The 20,670-nt window shown below is 33.9% G+C and carries 21 protein-coding genes; 8 read left to right on the forward strand and 13 right to left on the reverse strand.

What is annotated here, in order from left to right; translation table 11 throughout:
• The first annotated feature begins 46 nt into the window (after positions 1-46).
• The 5 genes from M0214_RS03065 to M0214_RS03085 all read left to right on the forward strand — a co-directional run bounded on the left by M0214_RS03065 (position 47) and on the right by M0214_RS03085 (position 3,312).
• Positions 47-1,018, forward strand: coding sequence for a M23 family metallopeptidase (locus M0214_RS03065; RefSeq protein WP_248724003.1), 972 nt, complete (start codon positions 47-49; stop codon positions 1,016-1,018).
• 1 nt (position 1,019) lies between these two features.
• A complete protein-coding gene (locus M0214_RS03070; RefSeq protein WP_248724004.1) occupies positions 1,020-1,349 on the forward strand; it encodes a MerR family transcriptional regulator in 330 nt (109 codons plus the stop codon).
• An 85-nt stretch (positions 1,350-1,434) separates the two neighbouring features.
• Positions 1,435-2,010, forward strand: coding sequence for a LemA family protein (locus M0214_RS03075; protein WP_248724005.1), 576 nt, complete (start codon positions 1,435-1,437; stop codon positions 2,008-2,010).
• Positions 2,010-2,447: a TPM domain-containing protein gene (locus M0214_RS03080; RefSeq protein WP_248724006.1), complete on the forward strand. Its 438-nt coding sequence runs from the start codon at positions 2,010-2,012 to the stop codon at positions 2,445-2,447. The genes M0214_RS03075 and M0214_RS03080 overlap by 1 nt, the downstream gene beginning before the upstream one ends.
• A 7-nt stretch (positions 2,448-2,454) precedes the next feature.
• Positions 2,455-3,312 (forward strand): YgcG family protein, encoded by an 858-nt coding sequence (locus tag M0214_RS03085; protein ID WP_248724007.1) that lies wholly within the window; start codon positions 2,455-2,457, stop codon positions 3,310-3,312.
• A 324-nt stretch (positions 3,313-3,636) separates the two neighbouring features.
• Here M0214_RS03085 and M0214_RS03090 read toward each other — a convergent pair whose 3' ends face one another.
• From M0214_RS03090 to der, 6 genes are all read right to left on the reverse strand, one after another.
• Positions 3,637-6,207 carry a TlpA disulfide reductase family protein gene (locus tag M0214_RS03090; protein ID WP_248724008.1) on the reverse strand — a complete coding sequence of 857 codons (2,571 nt, stop codon included), beginning with the start codon at positions 6,205-6,207 and terminating at the stop codon, positions 3,637-3,639.
• 292 nt (positions 6,208-6,499) lie between these two features.
• Entirely contained in the window at positions 6,500-7,024 is a 525-nt protein-coding gene (locus M0214_RS03095; RefSeq protein ID WP_248724009.1) for a M48 family metallopeptidase, read from the reverse strand.
• Positions 7,025-7,116: 92 nt separating this feature from the next.
• Positions 7,117-7,482 carry a GntR family transcriptional regulator gene (locus M0214_RS03100; protein WP_248724010.1) on the reverse strand — a complete coding sequence of 122 codons (366 nt, stop codon included), beginning with the start codon at positions 7,480-7,482 and terminating at the stop codon, positions 7,117-7,119.
• 1 nt (position 7,483) lies between these two features.
• Positions 7,484-8,299 carry a hypothetical protein gene (locus M0214_RS03105; protein WP_248724011.1) on the reverse strand — a complete coding sequence of 272 codons (816 nt, stop codon included), beginning with the start codon at positions 8,297-8,299 and terminating at the stop codon, positions 7,484-7,486.
• A gap of 10 nt (positions 8,300-8,309) precedes the next feature.
• Positions 8,310-9,128 carry an ATP-binding cassette domain-containing protein gene (locus tag M0214_RS03110; protein WP_248724012.1) on the reverse strand — a complete coding sequence of 273 codons (819 nt, stop codon included), beginning with the start codon at positions 9,126-9,128 and terminating at the stop codon, positions 8,310-8,312.
• Between the two features lie 243 nt (positions 9,129-9,371).
• Entirely contained in the window at positions 9,372-10,676 is a 1,305-nt protein-coding gene (gene der, locus M0214_RS03115; RefSeq protein ID WP_248724013.1) for a ribosome biogenesis GTPase Der, read from the reverse strand.
• Between the two features lie 127 nt (positions 10,677-10,803).
• Between der and M0214_RS03120 the strand changes: the two genes are divergently transcribed.
• Entirely contained in the window at positions 10,804-11,373 is a 570-nt protein-coding gene (locus M0214_RS03120; RefSeq protein ID WP_371873528.1) for a GTP-binding protein, read from the forward strand.
• Between the two features lie 215 nt (positions 11,374-11,588).
• On the opposite strand, the gene era is transcribed toward M0214_RS03120, so the two are convergent.
• The 4 genes from era to M0214_RS03145 form a co-directional block, all read right to left on the reverse strand.
• The gene (era, locus tag M0214_RS03125; RefSeq protein WP_248724014.1) at positions 11,589-12,473 is read right to left on the reverse strand and encodes a GTPase Era; all 885 of its coding nucleotides are present in this window, start codon (positions 12,471-12,473) and stop codon (positions 11,589-11,591) included.
• Positions 12,474-12,592: 119 nt separating this feature from the next.
• Positions 12,593-13,321 carry an FKBP-type peptidyl-prolyl cis-trans isomerase gene (locus M0214_RS15295; RefSeq protein WP_371873529.1) on the reverse strand — a complete coding sequence of 243 codons (729 nt, stop codon included), beginning with the start codon at positions 13,319-13,321 and terminating at the stop codon, positions 12,593-12,595.
• 112 nt (positions 13,322-13,433) lie between these two features.
• Complete coding sequence (locus M0214_RS03140; protein ID WP_248724015.1) at positions 13,434-14,099, reverse strand: bifunctional 4-hydroxy-2-oxoglutarate aldolase/2-dehydro-3-deoxy-phosphogluconate aldolase; 666 nt, start codon at positions 14,097-14,099, stop codon at positions 13,434-13,436.
• A gap of 87 nt (positions 14,100-14,186) precedes the next feature.
• Positions 14,187-15,233: a sugar kinase gene (locus M0214_RS03145; protein ID WP_248724016.1), complete on the reverse strand. Its 1,047-nt coding sequence runs from the start codon at positions 15,231-15,233 to the stop codon at positions 14,187-14,189.
• A gap of 158 nt (positions 15,234-15,391) precedes the next feature.
• On the opposite strand from M0214_RS03145, the gene M0214_RS03150 reads away from it, so the two are divergent.
• Entirely contained in the window at positions 15,392-16,426 is a 1,035-nt protein-coding gene (locus tag M0214_RS03150) for a LacI family DNA-binding transcriptional regulator (protein ID WP_248724017.1), read from the forward strand.
• A gap of 240 nt (positions 16,427-16,666) precedes the next feature.
• On the opposite strand, the gene M0214_RS03155 is transcribed toward M0214_RS03150, so the two are convergent.
• From M0214_RS03155 to M0214_RS03165, 3 genes are all read right to left on the reverse strand, one after another.
• Complete coding sequence (locus M0214_RS03155; protein ID WP_248724018.1) at positions 16,667-17,122, reverse strand: cold-shock protein; 456 nt, start codon at positions 17,120-17,122, stop codon at positions 16,667-16,669.
• 101 nt (positions 17,123-17,223) lie between these two features.
• Positions 17,224-17,415, reverse strand: coding sequence for a cold-shock protein (locus tag M0214_RS03160; protein ID WP_248724019.1), 192 nt, complete (start codon positions 17,413-17,415; stop codon positions 17,224-17,226).
• A 333-nt stretch (positions 17,416-17,748) separates the two neighbouring features.
• Positions 17,749-18,507 carry an NYN domain-containing protein gene (locus tag M0214_RS03165; protein WP_248724020.1) on the reverse strand — a complete coding sequence of 253 codons (759 nt, stop codon included), beginning with the start codon at positions 18,505-18,507 and terminating at the stop codon, positions 17,749-17,751.
• A 574-nt stretch (positions 18,508-19,081) separates the two neighbouring features.
• On the opposite strand from M0214_RS03165, the gene rmuC reads away from it, so the two are divergent.
• Positions 19,082-20,617 (forward strand): DNA recombination protein RmuC, encoded by a 1,536-nt coding sequence (gene rmuC / locus M0214_RS03170; protein ID WP_248724021.1) that lies wholly within the window; start codon positions 19,082-19,084, stop codon positions 20,615-20,617.
• Positions 20,618-20,670: the final 53 nt, after the last annotated feature.

Genomic DNA, 20,670 nt, shown 5'->3' on the forward strand with positions numbered 1-20,670 from the left:
TCTAAGGCTCGAATTTATTTCATGCAAAAATAGTATAAAATAAGTAATGAGTAAGGTAAAATATTACTACGATCCAGAATCACTTTCTTATCGCAAAATTGAGCGAAAAAAAAGACGAACCTTTAAATATGCCATGGTATTTTTATTGGCTTCGGCTTTGTTTGGATTTATGTTTGTTTTTGTTGGCAGCTACTACTTTGAATCTCCCAAAGAAAAGGCTCTAAAACGAGAGCTTCAAAACATGGAGTTTCAATTTGAGCTATTAAACAAAAAAATGGATCATGCCGAGAAAGTACTCGCCAATGTTGCCGACAGGGACAATAATATTTACCGCGTTTACTTTGAAGCCAACCCAATTCCCGAATCCCAAAGGCAAGCTGGTTTTGGCGGAATTAACAGATATAAAAAGTTTGAAGGTTATGATAATTCCAAACTAATTATGGAAAGCAACAAACGGCTTGATGTTTTACAAAAGCAGATTGTCGTTCAATCGAAATCCTTAGACGAAATAAAGGCCTTAGCCGAGGAAAAGGAAAAACTTTTAGCTGCTATCCCCGCTATACAACCTGTTAGCAACGAAGATTTAACACGTATGGCTTCTGGTTACGGTATGCGCACAGACCCATTTACCAAAGCACGAAAAATGCATAAAGGCATGGATTTTACAGCACCTAGGGGTACCCCAATTTACGCCAGTGGAGATGGAAAAGTCATAAGGGCAGATTCTAGATCCAGTGGCTATGGTAAGCACATACGCATTGATCATGGCTTTGGCTATGTTAGTCTCTATGCGCACTTATACAAATACAATGTTAGAAAAAACCAAAAAGTGAAACGTGGGGACTTAATAGGTTTTGTTGGTAGTACAGGACGCTCACAAGCGCCACATTTACATTATGAAATTAGAAAAGATGGCAAAAATATAAACCCCGTTAACTTTTATTACGGTAGTTTAACCGCCGAAGAATTTAGTAAAATGCTGGAGCATGCCTCATTAGAAAATCAATCTCTCGATTAATATGCAAATAGATTTACCAGAACGACGTTATTACGGCATTGGCGAAGTGGCAAAGGCTTTTGGCGTAAACACATCTTTAATTCGCTTTTGGGAAAAGGAGTTTGATATTCTAAAACCAAAGAAAAATGCCAAGGGCAATCGTAAGTTTACTCCAGAAGATGTTAAAAACCTAAAGTTTATTTATCATTTAGTAAAAGAACGTGGGTTTACTTTAGAAGGCGCCAAGATTCACTTAAAAGAGGAAAAGAAAGCCGCTTTAAGTAACTTTGAGATTGTGAGCAAACTGGAAGACATTAAAGAGCAGCTCATTAAAATAAAAGAACACCTTTAAAAAGTTAGACCAATATTATGTAACTTTTTAGTCTCTTTTGTGTCACATAATTAACCAATAACACATTTAATAAACTATTTACATCATGAAGAAAAAGGGATTATACATATTCTTGGGACTACTTGTTCTAATCGTTATTTTTATGTTTAACAAAATGACTTCAAAAGAAGTCAGTGCAGAAACTCAATGGGCTGATGTTGAAAGCGCATATCAAAGGAGAGCAGACCTAATACCTAATTTAGTGGCTACAGTAAAAGGGTATGCAGCTCACGAAAAAGAAACTTTGGAAGGCGTTATAAAAGCAAGAGCAGAAGCTACAAAACCAGAAATAAAAGTTGATGAGTTGACTCCCGAAAAAATAGCTCAATTTGAACAAGCTCAACAAGGTTTAAGTGGTGCACTTTCTAGACTTCTTTTAACTGTTGAACGTTATCCTGACTTAAAAGCTAATCAGAATTTTTTAGAACTACAATCACAATTGGAAGGCACTGAAAACAGAATTAATGTTGAAAGAAATAGATTCAATGATTTAACTCGTGAGTACAATACCTATGTTAGAAAGTTTCCCATGAACTTATTGGCAGGAATTTTTGGATTTGACCAGATGCCGGCGTTTAAATCTAGCCCAGGTAGCGAAAAAGCTCCAAAAGTTGAATTTTAATGTCTAAAATCGAAGACTTTCTTTCGGCTTCTGAAGAACAAGATATCGTTGAAGCCATTCGCAAAGCAGAATTAAACACCTCAGGTGAAATACGGGTTCATATAGAAAAAACCTCCAACGGTGATGCTTCAGAGCGGGCTTTGGAAGTGTTCTACACCCTTAAAATGGAAAATACCAAAGCGCAAAATGGGGTACTCATTTATGTTGCTGTTGAAGATAGAAACTTCGTGATTTATGGTGACAAAGGGATTAACGACGTTGTGCCCAAAGATTTTTGGAATAGCACCAAAGATGTTATCCAGTCGCATTTTAAGAATGGAAATTTTAAACAAGGTTTGGTAGAAGGCATTTTGATGTCTGGCGAACAGCTCAAGACTCATTTTCCATATACAGACACAGATACTAACGAACTTCCAGACGAAATTTCAAAAGGCTAATTCCAGTATGCAGTATTTATTAAGCAGTTTGCAGTTGCCAGTAGGCAGTAAACAGTATACCAAGAGAAAAATCATTTCTTTTGCATCCATACTGTGGCTCCTTGTTTTTTCATTTAATATTTCCCATGCGCAGTATGACATACCTGAAAAGCCTAGTTTCATTCCTCCGGTAATAGATAGCACTGAAACCTTAAGCAAACAGGAATTCAAGTTTCTATATGACAAACTGAAAAATTATAACGATACAACATCAACCGAAGTTGCCCTTATTATCATCCCCACCACCAAAGGTGAAAATATTAATTTCTTAGGTGCACAATGGGGAGAAAAATGGCAAATTGGTCAAGAAGGAAAAGATAATGGAATATTGATTCTACTTGCAAAAGACGATAGAAAAATAGCTATAAGCACAGGTTACGGTATTGAATACCTGCTAACAGACGCCCTTTCCAAAAGAATTATAGAACGAGACATTATTCCTTTCTTTAAGAGAAACGATTATTATGGTGGACTTAATAGAGGCACAGATGCTATTTTTGAAGTTCTTCAAGGTGAATACAAAGGCTCAAGAAAATCAAATAACGATTTCCCAGTTGGCGCCCTATTGATTTTCCTTTTTATCTTCTTTATAATCCTTATTTCCATTTCTAAAAATAAACGCGGTGGCGGACGAGGTGGTAATCGAGGGAACCGCACTAACGGCACGAGTATTCTAGACGCCATTATTTTGAGCAACATGGGGCGTTCATCCAGCAGTGGCTGGGGTGGCAGCTCTTCTGGTGGCGGATGGTCATCTGGCGGAGGTTTTGGCGGTTTTGGTGGCGGTGGTAGCTTTGGCGGAGGCGGTGCCTCTGGAGGCTGGTAACCCAAAATACTATTTAACGTGAGTTTGGTATAAATCCTTACCAAGAAACAGCTAAAAGTTTAACAAAACAATAGTTCATCACCTTGAGCATTACTGAAATGAAATATATTTTCATTGAAAGCACCGTGCTAAGCTAATCTAAAGGCATCTAAATAGCGTTATTTTAACTAAGTTTCGACTGCACTCAACCTGTCAATAGGATATAGTTTCTTCATAAAATAAAAGTAAGATTGTGTTACGCCAACGTTTATCAATATGTGACATAAAAAAGAGGTTAATCTTATCGATTAACCTCTTTTTTATTGAAGGGGTGTTCTATTTAATCTATTTAGACAATTCAGCTTTAAAAATGCGTTTTAAACCTGAGTTCGACAAATACGCCATTTTAGGTTTTACAATTTCACCTTTTTTATTTACGAGTACATAATGTGGAATTCCAGAAATTTTAAATTTTTCTTTTAAGTAGTTCCACTCATCTGCAGAAACCCTATAGTGTTCGCCTTTAATATTGGCTATAGAATTTCTCCATGTCCCTTCTGGCGAAGTTTGGTTGGTAACATATAAGAACACCACATCTTCATCTACCAGCTCTTCTTTTAAAGGTGCAATTCGCTTTATCCCCGATTTACATGGTCCGCACCACGTGGCCCAAAAATCTACATACACTACTTTACCCTTAAACTTTTTTATCATGGCTTCAAAAAGCTCGTCGCCTTCACTTTTTTCGATATTGTGTACCGTGTAACCTCCTTTGGTTTTGTTTAATTCTATCTTCGCTTTTGTCTCTTCGTTAGTAAATGCTAAATAATCCTTTAAAAACGTAATATTCAACTTAGCCTGAGCAACTTCCAGAGCCCTATTATCAAAAACCTTATAATCTTCAAATGTCTTATAAAATGCTTGCATCATCATGACATCTTGCATAAACGAATCCTTTCTTCCAAAAAAGGCTTCTATTTTTTTATCTTTTTCCAATGCCCTTCTTTCTCTAGAAATTTCAGAGGCGTGTTCGATGTATTTGTTATTAAACGTAATGTTTGCCTTGGCAAATTGCTCATAAAATTGACGTTGTTGCTCAATTTCTATGGGTGTTTTTAATGCTTCTAAAGCACTTACCATTTTAGCTTCCTCTTCTGTAATTTCAATGTTTTTAGTTTTTAAATAATCTACAACACTAAGAATAAAGTCGTGCGTGGGTTGGTCCAGACTCTTAATGTACTTAGATATTTCTTCAAAATGCGGGTTATATTTTTTATAGAACGCCTGTCTAGTATCACCATAAACCTTTTCGAATTCCTCTTTCTTGGCAATCATTTCTGGTGTTTCAATCTGTTTACTAAATTCTACCATGTTAAGTTCATCGGTAGTTAGTTCCACACCTTTGTTCTTTAGCCATAAAGCCCTGTCTACAGTATTTAAATTGGGTAGTCTGTTGACTCTAAAAATATCGGCATACACTATATAATTCGTGAGGAAGTAATAGCTGCCGGATAAGGCTAATAATTCATTATCTAAAATATCTTTTGGTAGAAAATTGTAATAATCGTTACTAACCTCAAATGCCTTAAACGGTAATTTATCTTTCTCTTCTTTGGCTTTTTTATTTCTATATTCTAAAGAGCCCCTATACATACTGTAAGCTAAAAGGCCTTGATAGAACTCTAATTCAATTTCTGTATTTTTTAACTGCAACGCTTTTTTACTTATAAAATTATGCTTCTGGAACTCAAGGATTTTATTTACTACATTTTCCTTTTTCTGAATGCACAAGATTTTATAATCTTCGGGAGAAGTTATCCCTATCTCATTTCTTTCTTTCCTGCTCAATATAAAATTCACATCCTTCAAGGCTTCTAGGCCTGCATTAATTTGAGCGTTGTCACCCATAAAGAAAGACTCCTTATTATATAAGTAATGAAATGTTTCTTTATTCGGTTCTACGAATACATAGAAGCCTCCTGATTGCATACGTACAAAAACCGTTTGTGGGTGCGTAATTGGAAACTTAACCTTAAAACTACCATCATTATTGATTTTAATTAAGTGAGATTCCTGATCTCCTTTAAACGGATTATTAACATGAACCATAGCGGTTTTTTGCTTCACCTTTTCAGAAAACCCTTTTATAACTCCCGAGTAGGTTGTAGAGTCCAAGGCAAATGTTATAGCCTCAAACGCTTTATCGTCCTTCATCTTAAAATCAGGATTATAAACCTTTTTTAAACTATACTCTTTAAGTGATTTTGGTGAATCACCAAAAGCCACTATACCATTTTTTCCCAATTTGGCAGTTATGGTTTTAACATTACCATCACGCTCTAGAGTTATGGTGTATTTCTTTCCTTTATTTTCTATAGACTTGTAAGTCCAAATCTTTTCTTCTACGATGGCGTTCTTTGAGTTGAAACCATAATCCCAACGGTTACTGCCATCGGCCAGAAGCCAGTTTCCTCTTAATGCTATAGGAAATTGTGTTGCGTTTTCGCCCTCTTGAATAACGATATCATATACAAACCAATTGCCACCATTATTAGCTTCTCCAAACTCTATGGTTTTTACGTTTTTATTTAAAGCAGGAAAGTATAATTGATAAAGGATCTCTCCAGAATCTGGAACAATATTCCTACCTAGTTTCACACCTTTAGCATTAGTTACAAAAAGTTTTTCTGAACTTGATAAATCCTGAATGTAAGTCTCTGTGGGAATTCCAAAACGGCCTCCAGCTATGTATTTAAGGTGAAAATGCAATACAGTTGTGGTGTCTAAAAGTTCTACTTTAGTTATTTCTCCAGGAACTGTTGAATATCCATATTCAGGATTTTCAATAACTTTTTGAGCAAAGGTGTAGGATGATGCCAACAAGCAGAGGCAAAAGAATAGAATGTTTTTTTTCATGATGTTTATTTAATTGATGATTAATAGTTTGTTTGAGAAGATATATGGAAACGGTAAACACCACATGAGTAGTCTGAACCCGCTTTTTTAAATATTCGTTTGTTGGATTGATGTTGATGAGTTGTTATTTTAGATAACTATTGGTTTGGCTAATGATTTTTTCTCAATTAAAATCTGATATCCATTGAAGTCTAAAACATCAAAAATTATACCGAAAAATATTACTATTTGTTTAATTAGAAAACGAATATAGCCTTAATTTAATATGTTCTTTCTTAAATAAATTATAAAGTTATTTTACATTCCTTCGAAGTTTTATCGTTTCTCCAGCATCGTTTTTGTATTCTACATACTTAATACCATTAATAGAATCTAACTTTTTAACATTATCAAAATATTGATTGGCATCTTCATGTAAACCCAAATTTTCTAAAACCTCGCCGTATACAAGATTAACTTGTCTGTCTTTTGGATTTAACTCGTAGGCTTTATGAATCCATTTCTTGGCCGGCACCAAATTAGAAGTGTCTTTAAACATTTTAAATTGGTTATTTAGTATACTTGCAGCACTAAAAAAATCATAATGATATTTATTGTAATACTTAAAGTATTCTTTAGCCTTTTCTGTAAACTCTGCTTGCCTGTCTGGGCTGTCATTATTTTTTTCTAACAAAGTCCTAGCTCTATAAAACTCCATTCGGGCTTTTCGCTTTTTATCATATTCTTCTTCATAAATTTTTGAATCTATGTGCCAGCCTAAAAGTGAAAATGCCACAAATGTTAAAAATCCTATTAATATGTAATTACTTGTTTTCATGTGTTAATATTTATATTCTTTAAATGCTCACATGCAACACCCAAATTATCATTTTAGCTTTACGGTTAAAAGTTAAAAATGGGTGTTTCATTTTAATCGTTTAGTTTTAAAGCCTCAATAATCTGCTTGAAATCTTTAGTTGTTAGTTTTAACAACTTTATTTTTTCTAAAAGCACCGGAAATTCGTTTTTAAAAAATGCATTCTTATCTCTGTCTTTTATAAGTGCTATAGCGTTGCTCGCCACAAAAAAGCCTACTCCTCTTTTGTTCTCGAAAATTTCTTCTGCTTGCAAATAGCTGTAAGTCCGCATTACTGTATTTCTATTTACTTCTAGTTCTGTAGCCAAATCACGAACCGAAGGCACCCTCTCATCGGGTTTTAGTTTGCCTTCTAAAATCTGGTTACAAATATTTTCGGCTATTTGTAAGTATATGCCCTTTGTTGCTTTAAAGTCCATTTTAAACCTCCTTTTCTTTTAACTTAAAGTAAGTAAACGGTAATAAAAACAGACAAGAAAACATTGAAATAATACTCATTGTAATTAAAGTAGTAGAATAACCATTGTCCATCTTTCTATCGAATACTCTAACTTTAAGATAATTAACTTTTGTAGGCATTAGTATACCGTAAAAAATCAAAGTAACAACATAAGCAAATAGAAGAAGCCCTCCAAAAGCCAGTATAGTCTTGAATATGGCATATCTACCAAAGTAACTCGCTCCTGCGAACATAAATGTAGCCAAAGAAAACAAAGAACATAGAATTGCATATCTTTCGAATATTTCTTTGTTATGGGTTATTGGATGGAGTATTGAAAAATTAGGTATCTCGGTAAACATATTGCTCTCATAAGACATTTTAAAAACGTGTGCCGCGATTTTAAAATCTATCCAAAAAAACACGAAATACAATATATTGAAGACGATAAACCTCATTAAAAACTCAACACAAAACTTCTCAAAGACCGAGGCCGGTAATGTTATAAAACTTATCGTTTCCGATTTATTTCTTAAATATGCAAAAGATGTTCCAGCCACTAAAACTGATAAAATAAGATAATAGTTTATAAACCAATTTTGGTATAAACGAAGTTTTAATTTATAGGGAAATCTATCAGTTTTTAAAACTCTGTATCTATTATCCAAATGATAATAGCTAACTAAAAAAAGTACAATAAACATACCTAAAGCAAATAGAATATACTTCTTCTTGTTAAGTTCAAAATCGTACTTTAACAATGCTATAAAGCGCTTTAATTGAAAATATTTTTTCACGTTTTTTAATTTATAGTTTAATTTCTGCGTTGTTCAATACGGCCTTAAAAAGCAGCTCTATATCAATTTCGGTTTCCTCTTCGTTGATTACTGGAAGAATGGCATCATAGCCACCTACACTTTTTTCTGAGTATAAAACTGTTTTATCCTCTAACGAGACCACTCTTTTAAATTGTAATTTTTCAAGAATAGTTATCATATCCTCTTCGAAAACAATATTACCGTTATCGATAATAACAATCTTATCAATAACGGCTTCTATATCTTTAACTTGATGTGTAGAGATTAAAACCAATTGGTCGTCTCCAACAGCATTGACCAAAACTTTACGAAATACACTTTTAGAATGTATATCTAAACCATTGGTAGGTTCGTCTAACAATAGTAGCTTACAATTTGTTGCCAGGGCGAAAGCTATTGTAAACTTCTTTTGTTGGCCATGGGACAGTTTTTGTAATTTGTGAGATGGCTTTAACTCAAAATCCGATAGAATTTGATTCATTTTTTCATGATCAAAATTCTTATAAAACGTACTGTATACTTTAACGTAAGATGCAATGCTTAAAGCGGGATAAAATGGTGCCTCTGTCACCAAAAAAATATCACTTAAGAAATTAGGGTTTCTATTGGAGGGTTTAAAACCATTTACTTCTACCCCATTACTTTTAACATGGACCAACCCAGAAATAATTTTAAACAGCGTAGACTTTCCTGCTCCATTCTTACCCAATAGGCCTACGATATTCCCTGTATCCTGTTTAAAATTCAAATCTTTAAACAGCGTTTCTTTCTTAGAATAATTATAAGAAAGGTTTTCAATTGAAATCATATCTAATGTATTAGTGTACTATTTAAGTATGACACAAATATACATTTATAATCTTTGTAGGCAAAAGATTATTTAAAAAAGTTGTTTTGAATACCAGAAATCAATCATATGGTTTATTGTCAACCTGAACTTGTTTCAGGTTCTCAACATAAAACATCAAATATTTACAGGTGTTATGAGATAGTGAATCGAGTTCAGCATGGCAAAATAACATTATGACTCAAAAAGGTCAATTAGTGAAAGTTACTTTTTACGCATATAAACGCTAATAGGCACGCCTGTAAAACCAAAGTTATCGCGAAGTTTGTTCTCCAAAAAACGTTTGTATGGATCCTTTACATACTGTGGCAAGTTACAAAAAAAAGCAAATTGCGGTTGCGGCGTAGGCAACTGCATAACATACTTAATCTTTACAAATTTGCCTTTATATGCTGGGGGTGGATAATGCTCTATAATTGGCAAAAACACATCGTTAAGCTCGCTGGTTTTAATACGTTTGCTTCTATTCTTATAGACCTCAACGGCTGTTTCTATGGCTTTGTAAATACGCTGTTTGGTCAATGCCGAAATAAAAACAATTGGCACATCTATAAAAGGCTCCATTTGTTTACGAATTGCTTTTTCGTATTCTTTAACAGATTTATGGTCTTTCTCCACTAAATCCCATTTATTGACAAGAACAACAATCCCTTTTCTATTTCTTTCAGCTAGCCAAAAAATATTTTGCACTTGTCCGTCGAAACCTCGATTAGCATCTAAGACCAAAAGGCACACATCGGCGTGTTCAATCGCTCTAATACTTCGCATTACGGAGTAAAACTCTAAATCTTCTTTTACTTTGGATTTTCTTCTTATTCCTGCTGTATCGACCAAGTTAAACTCAAAACCAAAACGATTGTATTTCGTATCGATAGCATCTCGTGTTGTTCCAGCTATATCGGTAACAATGTACCTATCCTCACCTATTAAAGCATTAATAAACGAAGACTTCCCGGCATTAGGTCGGCCTACAACAGCAAAACGAGGCAAGTCTTCTACTTCTACCTCTTCCTTTTCTGGTAAGGCTTCTACAAGAGCATCCAACAACTCTCCCGTTCCACTTCCGTTTATACTAGCTACCGTATAATATTCACCTAAACCTAATGAATAGAATTCTACAGCATCTTCAGCACGTTTGGAATTATCTACCTTGTTGACCGCCAAAAACACAGGTTTATTTACTTTTCTAAGTAAACTGGCAACATCTTCATCCATACCTGTAACCCCTGATTCTACATCAACCATAAAAATTATGGCATCGGCCTCGTCTATGGCTAACTCTACTTGTTTATCGATTTCGGTTTCAAAAATATCATCGCTACCAACAACATAACCTCCCGTATCAATTAACGAAAACTCTTTACCGTTCCAGTCACTTTTTCCATAATGACGATCTCTAGTAACCCCACTAACAGAATCAACAATGGCTTCACGCCTCTGAATAAGACGATTAAAAAACGTTGATTTCCCAACATTAGGCCTTCCAACTATAGCTACTATATTACTCATATCACTTAAAGGTTTCGTTTTCAATTTGAAACATTTTGCAAAAGTATAAAATATACTATCATAAGCACCCCTTTTTGGGAACTATTAAACGACTGAAAATTTTCAGTTCAAAATTCTAATGCACAAATTGGATTTAAATAAAAAACTGTACATTGAAGTTCAGAAAAACATCAACCAAATGCCAGGTGCCAACGACATTGTTTTAAGACCCAGATTTAAAAAAGAACTCAATAAAAACAACGAGGTTCTACTCAAGGCTTTTGAAGATTCTAAAACAGAACAATCTGACTTTATCGTAACGCGCATAGACAACCATGTTTTTATTAAATTCCCTAAAAAAGAACAACAATTCTGGACACCCCAGCTACATTTAGAAATTGATGAAGTAGATGAAAAAACGAGTATCCTTCATGGTTTATTTGGTCCCAACCCCACTGTTTGGACAATGTTTATGTTTCTACACTTTATAGTCGCTTGTCTTTTTATAGGTTTTGGTATTTGGGCTTATACCAATTGGAAACTAGGAGAAGATTTTATCATTCAGATTAGTATTATGGTTTTAATGGTAATTATCTGGTTTACACTTTATTTTGCTGGAAGTATAGGTAAATCTTCTAGTAAAAATGAAATGCACAAGCTCAACGATTTCATGAATGGCGTATTAGAAAAAACTGGAATAGACCTAACTCAAAAATAGGGTTATTTCAACTTACAGTTTTGAGTGTGCCTTCTAGGTTTCTCAAAACTAAGTTTCACTAAAAAAAGGAAAAAGTCTCAATTTAGGGCATAATCAAGACTTTTATTAACTAAACTAACTAACTCAAATATTTAACAAATTTGATATAGCAAATGTATTCTAGTTATGTAAAGTAATGGTTACGAGAAGATAAAGAAACCGTTTTGATTTCAATTTTACTTTTGATTATAACCGAAACGCCTTAATTGGTTTTGATTACTTCGCCAATTCTTATTGACCTTTACGTAAATTTCTAAATGGATTTGTTTTCCGAAGAATTTCTCCAAATCCTTTCTAGCCTCGGTCCCAACGCGCTTTAAAGCACTTCCTTTATGCCCAATAATAATTCCTTTTTGGGTTTCGCGTTCCACCATAATCACCGAACGTATACGGATAATCTTTTCCTCTTCGTGAAATTCTTCCGTTTCAACCTCAACGGCATAAGGGATTTCTTTTTTGTAATGTAGAAGTATTTTCTCCCTTATACTCTCATTTATAAAAAACCGTTCTGGTTTATCGGTTAATTGGTCCTTTGGATAGAATGGCGGAGACTGCGGTAACAATTCTATAATTCTATTAAACACCTCTTTTACATTAAACCCCTGTAAAGCAGAAATTGGATAAATCTCGGCGTTAGGTACTTTCTCGGCCCAAAGCTGAACTTGTTCTTCCAATTGTTCTTGGTTAGATGTATCAATCTTATTTAGCAATAATAAAACCGGTATTTTAGAGTTGGTTATCTTGTTGAAAAACGCTTCGTCTTTAAGTGCTTTTTCACCAATTTCAACAATATAAATAAGCACATCGGCATCTTCGAAAGCAGACTTAACAAAATCCATCATAGATTGCTGGAGCTCGTATGCGGGTTTTATAATTCCTGGTGTATCACTAAACAGCACCTGAAAATCATCGCCGTTTACAATGCCTAAAATACGGTGCCTTGTAGTTTGCGCCTTAGACGTTATAATGGATAACTTCTCCCCAACGAAAGCATTCATTAGAGTAGACTTACCCACGTTTGGGTTACCAATAATATTTACAAAGCCTGCTTTATGTCCCATTATTCTATTAAATTCTTCTGTGCAAAGTTACAACCTTGATTGGTTTCTGAAACTAATTTTACTAAACAAAAAAAGCAGGAAGACATCTTCCTGCTTTTTTTGTATGTTTTAGATATTAGTTACTTAACTATTTCTAATAATTCTACTTCGAACACTAAAGGTGTAAAAGGCCCTATTTTTTGACCTGAGCCTCTGTACCCATAAGCCAGCTCTTGTGGTATGAAGAATTTGTACTTAGAACCAACAGACATTAATTGTAGCCCTTCAACCCAACCAGGAATCACTTGAGTAACACCAAAAGTAGCAGGTTCATCTCTTTCTACAGAACTATCAAAAACTGTCCCGTCGAACAAAGTACCATGATAATGTACCTTAACTCTATCACTAGCAGTTGGCTTATCGCCTTCACCTTCCTTCATTACAATATATTGCAAACCACTCTCGGTAGTTTGTACTCCTTCTTTAGAAATATTGTCTGCCATTAATTGTTCTCCGGCAGCCTTTTCTTTAGCATACTGTTCTTCAGCTTTCTTTTTAGCCTCAGCTTGTTGCTTCTCCATTTCTTCTTCTTGTCTCTTTCTCATGTAATTCTGGATTACAAACTGTACTTCAGATGGGTCTATTTTTAAATCAACAGAATCGATAGCACTCTTATACCCTTGATAAAATAAATCGATATCGAATTCTTTACCAAACGTAGACTGTAAACCTCTTGCTGCATCAACACCAATAGCATAACTTACCGAGTCTATTCCTGTTTCTAAAGACTTACTTTGAGCACCATTTTTGTTACACGATACCACCATAACAACAGCGGCAACAACACTTAAAATTTTTCCTATTTTCATTTTAATCTTATTAATTGTTTAATGTGTTGCGAATTAACGAATTTCTAATCAGAATAAAAAAAAGAGCCGCAATTAAATTGCAGCTCTTTAACACTAATGATCTTTACTTTATTTACCTAACGGCCTTTACTATGGCTAACGCATTTCTAACGTCTTGCTCTAGCTTAGCATAATCCTTATTGGCAATGATATCTTTAGAGATTAATTTAGACCCCATACCAACACAAGTAACACCTGCATCGAACCAACCTTTTAGGTTTTCTTCGGTTGGTGAAACACCTCCTGTTGGCATGATGCTCGTCCATGGTTGTGGCCCCTTAATTCCTTTTACAAATTGTGGCCCATAAATATCACCAGGGAATAGCTTTACTATTTCGCAACCTAATTCCTCAGCTCTGGTAATTTCAGTTAACGTACCACATCCTGGAGACCAAAGTACTTTTTTTCGGTTACATGCAATTGCAATATCTTCTCTTAATACAGGAGTTACTACAAAGTTAGCTCCTAAAGACATATACAATGAAGCCTGTCCCGCATCTGTTACAGAACCAACGCCCATGATCATTCCTGGTAATTCTGCTACAGCATATTTAGTTAATTCACCAAAAACTTCGTGAGCAAAATCGCCACGAGCAGTAAATTCCATTAAACGCGCACCACCATCGTAGCAAGCCTTTAATACCTTCTTACTTAATTCTATATCGTTGTTAAAAAACAAAGGAATCATCCCTGTTTCTTTCATTGCCTGTGCAACTTCTAATCTTGAAAACTGTGCCATTTTTTTTAATGTTTAATTGTTGATTTGTGTACTTGTTGAACTGCTAAACCGAATAAACGATTCAACAGATAAACAATTAAACACTTTTTATCTAGCTACACGTCCAGAGGCATCACCTCCCATTAGTTTTTCAACTTCATCAACCGTTACCAAGTTGGCATCACCTTTAACAGTGTGTTTTAAACATGAAGCAGCTACAGCAAAATCTAGTGCGTTTTGGTCGTCTTCTGGGTACTTTAACAAACCATAGATTAAACCTCCCATGAACGAATCACCACCACCAACTCTATCAACGATATCGGTAATTTGGTATTGACGGGTTTGATACATAGTTTCGCCATCGTATAACACGCCTGCCCAAGTATTATGAGAAGCAGAGATTGAACCTCTTAAGGTAGTTATTACCTTTTTAGCTCTTGGGAATTTTTTCAACATTTGATCACATACAGATAAAAATGCTTCAGCCTTAACATCATGACCATGTTTATGTACATCTAAACCTTCTGGATGAATACCAAAATGTTTTTCAGCATCTTCCTCATTTCCTAAGATAATATCACAGTACGAAGTTAATTCAGTCATTACTTTTTCTCTATGAGCTGTATCACAATAACTCCAAAGTTTTTGACGGTAATTTAAATCTGTAGATATTGTTAAACCTAATTTGCTAGCTGCTTTTACAGCTTCTAAACAAACATCAGCAGAGCTTTGAGAAATCGCAGGAGTAATCCCTGTCCAGTGGAACCAATCTGCTCCATCGAATACTTCTTCCCAATTAACCATCCCAGATTGGATTTCAGCCATAGCTGAATTGGCTCTGTCGTAAACCACTTTACTTCCTCTAGACACAGCTCCTGTCTCTAAGAAATAGATTCCTAAACGATCTCCACCCCAAACAATCTTATCTACACCAACACCTCTTTTACGCATTTCCATCATGGCACATTCGCCAATGTCGTTCTTTGGTAAGCGCGTTACAAAATCTACATCTACACCGTAATTTGCTAACGAAACTGCTACGTTAGACTCTCCACCACCATAAACAACATCAAAATTGTTGGCCTGTGAAAATCTTAAAAATCCTTGTGGAGACAATCTTAACATAATCTCTCCAAATGTGACTACTTTACCCATTTTTTTAATTCTTATATTTAATATTAATTAGTTTTGCTTAAACGTTTAACCATTTTGCAAAAAATAAATCAAAACCCTTTTTATTAGACCAAGATGTTTTGATTTTTTCTATTAAAGCAATATATTTGCTTAAACGTTTAAGCAAATATATAACAAAATTGGGTAATAAAAAAAAAGCGACCATAAAAGATATTGCAAACGTGCTAAACATTTCTCCTGCTGCCGTTTCTAAAGCCCTTCATGATGACTCCCGTATAAGCGAGAAAACAAAAAAAGCTGTTAGGCAAGTTGCCAAAAACTTAAATTATCAACCCAATCACCTAGCAAGTGCTCTAAGAAAAGGAAAGAGCAACTTAGTTGGTGTTGTTGTTCCAAAAACTAATAGCAATTTCTTTTCATCGGTTATTCATAATATTGAAGAAGTTCTAAACAAGGAAGGTTACAACATAATCATTACTCAGTCTAACGAATCTTATAAAAAGGAATGTGATAATATCGACGCGCTTTTATTTACTCAAGTTGATGGTATCATTGCTTCCATGGCCAACGAAACGGTTGAACTAGACTACTATGAAAAAATAAAATCTAAAGGCATTCCCTTAATATTATTTGATCGTGGTGAAAACGACCTTAATGTAGATTATATTGGTATAAACGACTACGAGAGTAGCCACAAAATTGTAGAGCACCTGATAAACCAGGGATGCAAAAGAATTGCACACATTGGAGGTTTTAAGCGTACAAGAATTTACAATAACCGTATTAGGGGTTATATGGATGCTTTAAAAAAATATGATTTGCCATTAGATGATGAGTTACTAATTGAAAGTAATCTATCTACAGAAGACGGTAGGTTAAGAATGCAAGAACTTATAAATCTAAAAAATAGGCCAGATGCTGTTTATGTTGCTGGAGATTATGCCGCTTTAGGTGCGCTACAAGTACTTAAAGAAAATAATATTAACGTTCCTGGTGATATTGCACTAGTTGGTTTTGGCGACGAACCTTTTACAGCTATGGTCACGCCTCCTATTTCCAGTATAAATCAGCATAGCAAACAGATTGGTAGACTTGCAGCTTTAAAGTTCTTAGAATATGTAGAGCAAGACTCTTTTAAACAATCTCTTAACAAACAAATTTTGGATGCCAAATTAGTAGTTAGGGCATCGTCAAATAAAAACCCCACAACTTAATTAGCTAAGGGTTTTACTCTCTAGTTGTAACTAGACTCAAACCAGTGACTTTCGAGTTTTAAACTGAAACAAACCTCTTATCCATAAATTAAAAAAAAGAGAGTTCTACAAAGAGCCGTATGCTATAGAGGGTACAATTGAGGAATTTCCTTTTCAGGGTAAACAGTTCTAGCTTAAAGTCAAAACTAGTTGATAGTCCAGTAAAACAAAACAGAAGTTGTCAAAGAGATTGGGTTTTTGTTATGTTAGCTTTACGTTAACAGCATTCATTCCTTTTTGACCTTTCTCAAGCTCAAATGAAACCTTATTATTTTCAGAGATTTCATCAATAAGACCGCTAATGTGAGTAAAGTATTTTTCTTGGGTTTCCGAATCTATAATAAACCCATAACCTTTAGATTGATTAAAAAATGAAACTGTACCTTTTCTTATTGGGTCAAAATCTTCAGTTTCATCTTCCTTTTTAGGAATGGCAACCTCTATATTTTTAGCTTTTATTTTAACTTTCTTAGAAGGATCAGGTGGGGTGTCGGTAAGTTGACCATTATGGTCTACATAGGCAAATTCAATCCCTTTTTTTCCACTTTCCTTTGCTTCAATTTTTCGAGCTTCCATTTTCTTTCTTTTTTCTTCACGTTTTTTAAGACGTTTTTTTTCTCTTTCGCTCTTACTAAAGGATTGTTGTGATTTGCCCATAAATTATTTGATGTAATTCAATATACTATTATTAATTTAATTATGATGGAAAAAGCCTATTATTTTGAAATAATAGGCTCTTAAATGAAAAATATATTTTATTAAATAACTGCTACATTTACAGCATTCAACCCTTTTTTTCCTTGTTGGGTATTAAACTCTACTTTGTCATCTTCTCTAATGTCATCAATCAACCCTGAACTATGTACAAAAATGTCTTCTCCTGATTCTGATGATGTAATGAACCCAAATCCTTTTGAGTTGTTAAAAAATTTTACTGTGCCTTCTTGCATCTTTACTAAATTATAAATTATTAAATATTTTTTTGTTGAATTAACTCCTAAATAAGTACACAACAATTCATAAACATTAAACTGCTTTAAAATACTTAAACAACTAATAAAGTAATGATGAAATAGAGAAGGTAAGAAGAGAAAAACTCGAAAAAACTAATTACTAAATACTACCTTGAAAACTGAAAAGGTGTCCTATTCGAACATTGCAAACATAGGCTTTTATTCTCACAAAACAACTATGTTTCTATGAAAACAAATATAAACTTGCTTTTAAACTTAATCACCAACACAACTTAAAGATTAGATAACGAAACCTTTAAGTAATATACTTTAATTCTTTTTAGTATTAGTGTTATTCTTATACTTTATCTTAACATAAATTAATTTATTCCTGCTTTTAGGATTTTCTCTTTGCTCTATTTCAAACTTATCTATTGATTTTATTAAGGGGGTCAGTTTATCGAAACCATAATTTCTTGAATCAAAATTTGGTTGTTTTTTCTGCAATAAACTTCCAACGTCTCCTAGAAACGCCCAACCATCATCATCCGAAATATCTCTAATTGTAGTTGAAATAAAGTTTATTTCTTTTCTTGTTATCTTATCAATTGCAGGTTTGGTAGATTCTTTGGTTTCGTCTTTTTCTCCAGCTTGTGATTTAAGAATCTCAATGTAAATAAACTTATCACAAGCTACTATGAATGGGTTAGGTGTCTTTTTTTCTCCAATTCCAATCACCTGCATTCCTGCCTCCCTTAATCTTGTAGCTAGCCTCGTAAAATCACTATCACTAGAAACCAGACAAAAGCCACCGACCTTACCGCTATAAAGTATATCCATGGCATCAATTATCATTGCCGAATCGGTAGCGTTTTTACCCGTAGTATAACCATACTGTTGAATTGGTGTTATGGCGTTTTCTAGGAGTAGTTTTTTCCACTTTGCTAAACCTGGTCTTGTCCAGTCACCATAAATCCTTTTAATTGTTGGGCTGCCGTATTTGGCAATCTCTTCCATCATTTCTTTAACATTTGCTGAAGGAATATTGTCTCCATCAATTAAGACAGCTAGATTAACATTTTGAGTCATTTGGTTCTTTTAGATGTTATAAATAAGACAATTAACGAATAATATATCTTTTACCATAACTAAACTACTTTTAATAATTACTTAACCTTTAAATTCATGTGACAAATCTAATTTGAGTTGTTATTGTTGAGCAAAGTAAACAACGATGGCTAAAAAATGTTATACAAGTGTTGTGTGGAAAAATAAAAAAAGGGCTTCAATCTCTTGAAACCCTTGTCTTTGCTAGTAGCGGGAACTGGACTCGAACCAGTGACCTTCGGGTTATGAGTTCTCAGAACATGCTGATTTAAACGCATTTACTGAGCTCACAAGCCGCCATTTTATAAAATCGTATGCAAAAACGTATGCAGTTTTTGGCTTTCCGGTTATTGAAAATATTTACTGCAATTTAAGGAAAGCTGGCGATTTCTGGTAAAATCTTGTTGAATAAATTCATGGGCAAATAAAAATCTATAATTACGGGAAACCATATTGCTTTTGTATGAAAAACATTTATTTTTATTTAACTAAAACTTTATGAAAATAAACACAATTGTGTTTAACCAACTATTGTAGCGTAATACAAAACAAACCTATGAATACGGATATTATACTTTTGATTGTGTTGATTGTTTTATTAGTAATTAATATAATTGTTACGCTTTCGAAAAAGATAAAATTAGACTTTGATATTGAAGATAGTTTTGACCAAACAAAAAATTCTCTAATAAAATTTGATGGTACTCTCGAAAAAACGGATAAAACCATTAAAGACGAGTTTCAAAGAAATCGAGAAGAAACAAATAGCTCTTCAAAAACACAAAGAGAAGAACTAACAAAATCCTTGGATAACTTTAAAGAAGGTTTTGACACCAATACTAAAGCACTAAATGAACTTTTAAAAGATAGGTTTGACTCATTTAGTAAACAGCAAAATGAAATAAACCAGAAAAATCGTGAGGAAAATAACACTGCATCAAAAAACCAAAGAGAAGAACTAACTAAGTCATTAGATAATTTCAAAGATAGTTTTGATAATAATACTAAGAGGTTAAACGATTTATTGAAAGACAGATTTGATTCATTTAGTAAAAAGCAAAATGAGATTAATCAAGAATCAGAAAAAAGGATTAAAGAAGTTAAAGAATCGGTTGAAAAACAGCTTTCAGATATAAGAAAAGACAATACTGAACAACTCAATGAAATGAGAAAAACTGTTGACGAAAAACTTCAAAAAACAATAAATGACAGATTAAGTCAATCATTTGAAACGGTCGGAAAACAGTTGAAATCTGTTCAAGAAGGCTTGGGTGAAATGAAAAATTTGGCATCAGATGTTGGTGGTCTAAAAAAAGTATTGAGTAACGTAAAAATGCGTGGCGGAATTGGAGAAGTTCAATTAGCTATGTTATTGGAACAAATACTTGCACCTGACCAATACGAAGCGAATGTAAAAACAAAAAAAGGAAGTTCATCTACAGTAGAATTTGCAATTAAACTTCCAGGAAAAGACGATTCAAGTAGCGTTGTTTGGTTACCAATCGATGCAAAATTCCCAAAAGATATTTACGAAAAACTTCAAGATGCATACGAAGATGGCGACCCAAGTCAAATTCTTTCAGCCCAAAAAGAACTTGACGGTACAATTAAGAAAATGGCCAAAGATATTAGCGAAAAATATCTTGACCCACCAAACACTACTGACTTTGGTGTAATGTTTTTGCCATTTGAAGGGATTTACGCAGAAGTTGTCAGAAAATCAGCTTTGCTTGAGACGTTACAGAGAGATTATAAAATTATAGTTACTGGACCTACTACATTGGCCGCTATTTTAAACAGTTTACAAATGGGCTTTAAAACCTTGGCAATTCAAAAAAGAAGTAGTGAAGTTTGGACTGTATTGAGCGATGTAAAAAAGGAGTTTAAGAATTTTGGCGGAATGATGCAAAAGGCTCAAAAGAATATTCAAACTGGTTTAAATCAGTTGGACGATGTTATGGGAGTTAGAACAAGAGCAATCCAAAGAAAATTGAAAAATGTAACATTGCTCGAAGAAAAAACAGAAAATATCATCCCAGAATTAAACGACAGAATTTTAGATTTCGATGATGACGAAAAAGAAAATGAATAATAGAGTACTGCTCACAACAAAGATGGCTATAAGTAATTGCTTGTTCTCGATTA

Source organism: Seonamhaeicola sp. ML3 (assembly GCF_023273855.1).
Lineage (GTDB): Bacteria > Bacteroidota > Bacteroidia > Flavobacteriales > Flavobacteriaceae > Seonamhaeicola.

Coding starts and splice junctions, on each gene's coding strand:
- M0214_RS03145 (WP_248724016.1), bottom strand. CDS start 15,233: ATGGGTAAAGTAGTCACATTTGGAGAGATTATGTTAAGATTGTCTCCA.
- M0214_RS15295 (WP_371873529.1), bottom strand. CDS start 13,321: ATGAAAATAGGAAAAATTTTAAGTGTTGTTGCCGCTGTTGTTATGGTG.
- M0214_RS03075 (WP_248724005.1), top strand. CDS start 1,435: ATGAAGAAAAAGGGATTATACATATTCTTGGGACTACTTGTTCTAATC.
- M0214_RS03165 (WP_248724020.1), bottom strand. CDS start 18,507: ATGACTCAAAATGTTAATCTAGCTGTCTTAATTGATGGAGACAATATT.
- M0214_RS03160 (WP_248724019.1), bottom strand. CDS start 17,415: ATGCAAGAAGGCACAGTAAAATTTTTTAACAACTCAAAAGGATTTGGG.
- M0214_RS03110 (WP_248724012.1), bottom strand. CDS start 9,128: ATGATTTCAATTGAAAACCTTTCTTATAATTATTCTAAGAAAGAAACG.
- era (WP_248724014.1), bottom strand. CDS start 12,473: ATGGGACATAAAGCAGGCTTTGTAAATATTATTGGTAACCCAAACGTG.
- M0214_RS03095 (WP_248724009.1), bottom strand. CDS start 7,024: ATGAAAACAAGTAATTACATATTAATAGGATTTTTAACATTTGTGGCA.
- rmuC (WP_248724021.1), top strand. CDS start 19,082: ATGAATACGGATATTATACTTTTGATTGTGTTGATTGTTTTATTAGTA.
- M0214_RS03065 (WP_248724003.1), top strand. CDS start 47: ATGAGTAAGGTAAAATATTACTACGATCCAGAATCACTTTCTTATCGC.
- M0214_RS03155 (WP_248724018.1), bottom strand. CDS start 17,122: ATGGGCAAATCACAACAATCCTTTAGTAAGAGCGAAAGAGAAAAAAAA.
- M0214_RS03085 (WP_248724007.1), top strand. CDS start 2,455: ATGCAGTATTTATTAAGCAGTTTGCAGTTGCCAGTAGGCAGTAAACAG.
- M0214_RS03070 (WP_248724004.1), top strand. CDS start 1,020: ATGCAAATAGATTTACCAGAACGACGTTATTACGGCATTGGCGAAGTG.
- M0214_RS03100 (WP_248724010.1), bottom strand. CDS start 7,482: ATGGACTTTAAAGCAACAAAGGGCATATACTTACAAATAGCCGAAAAT.
- M0214_RS03080 (WP_248724006.1), top strand. CDS start 2,010: ATGTCTAAAATCGAAGACTTTCTTTCGGCTTCTGAAGAACAAGATATC.
- M0214_RS03140 (WP_248724015.1), bottom strand. CDS start 14,099: ATGGCACAGTTTTCAAGATTAGAAGTTGCACAGGCAATGAAAGAAACA.
- der (WP_248724013.1), bottom strand. CDS start 10,676: ATGAGTAATATAGTAGCTATAGTTGGAAGGCCTAATGTTGGGAAATCA.
- M0214_RS03090 (WP_248724008.1), bottom strand. CDS start 6,207: ATGAAAAAAAACATTCTATTCTTTTGCCTCTGCTTGTTGGCATCATCC.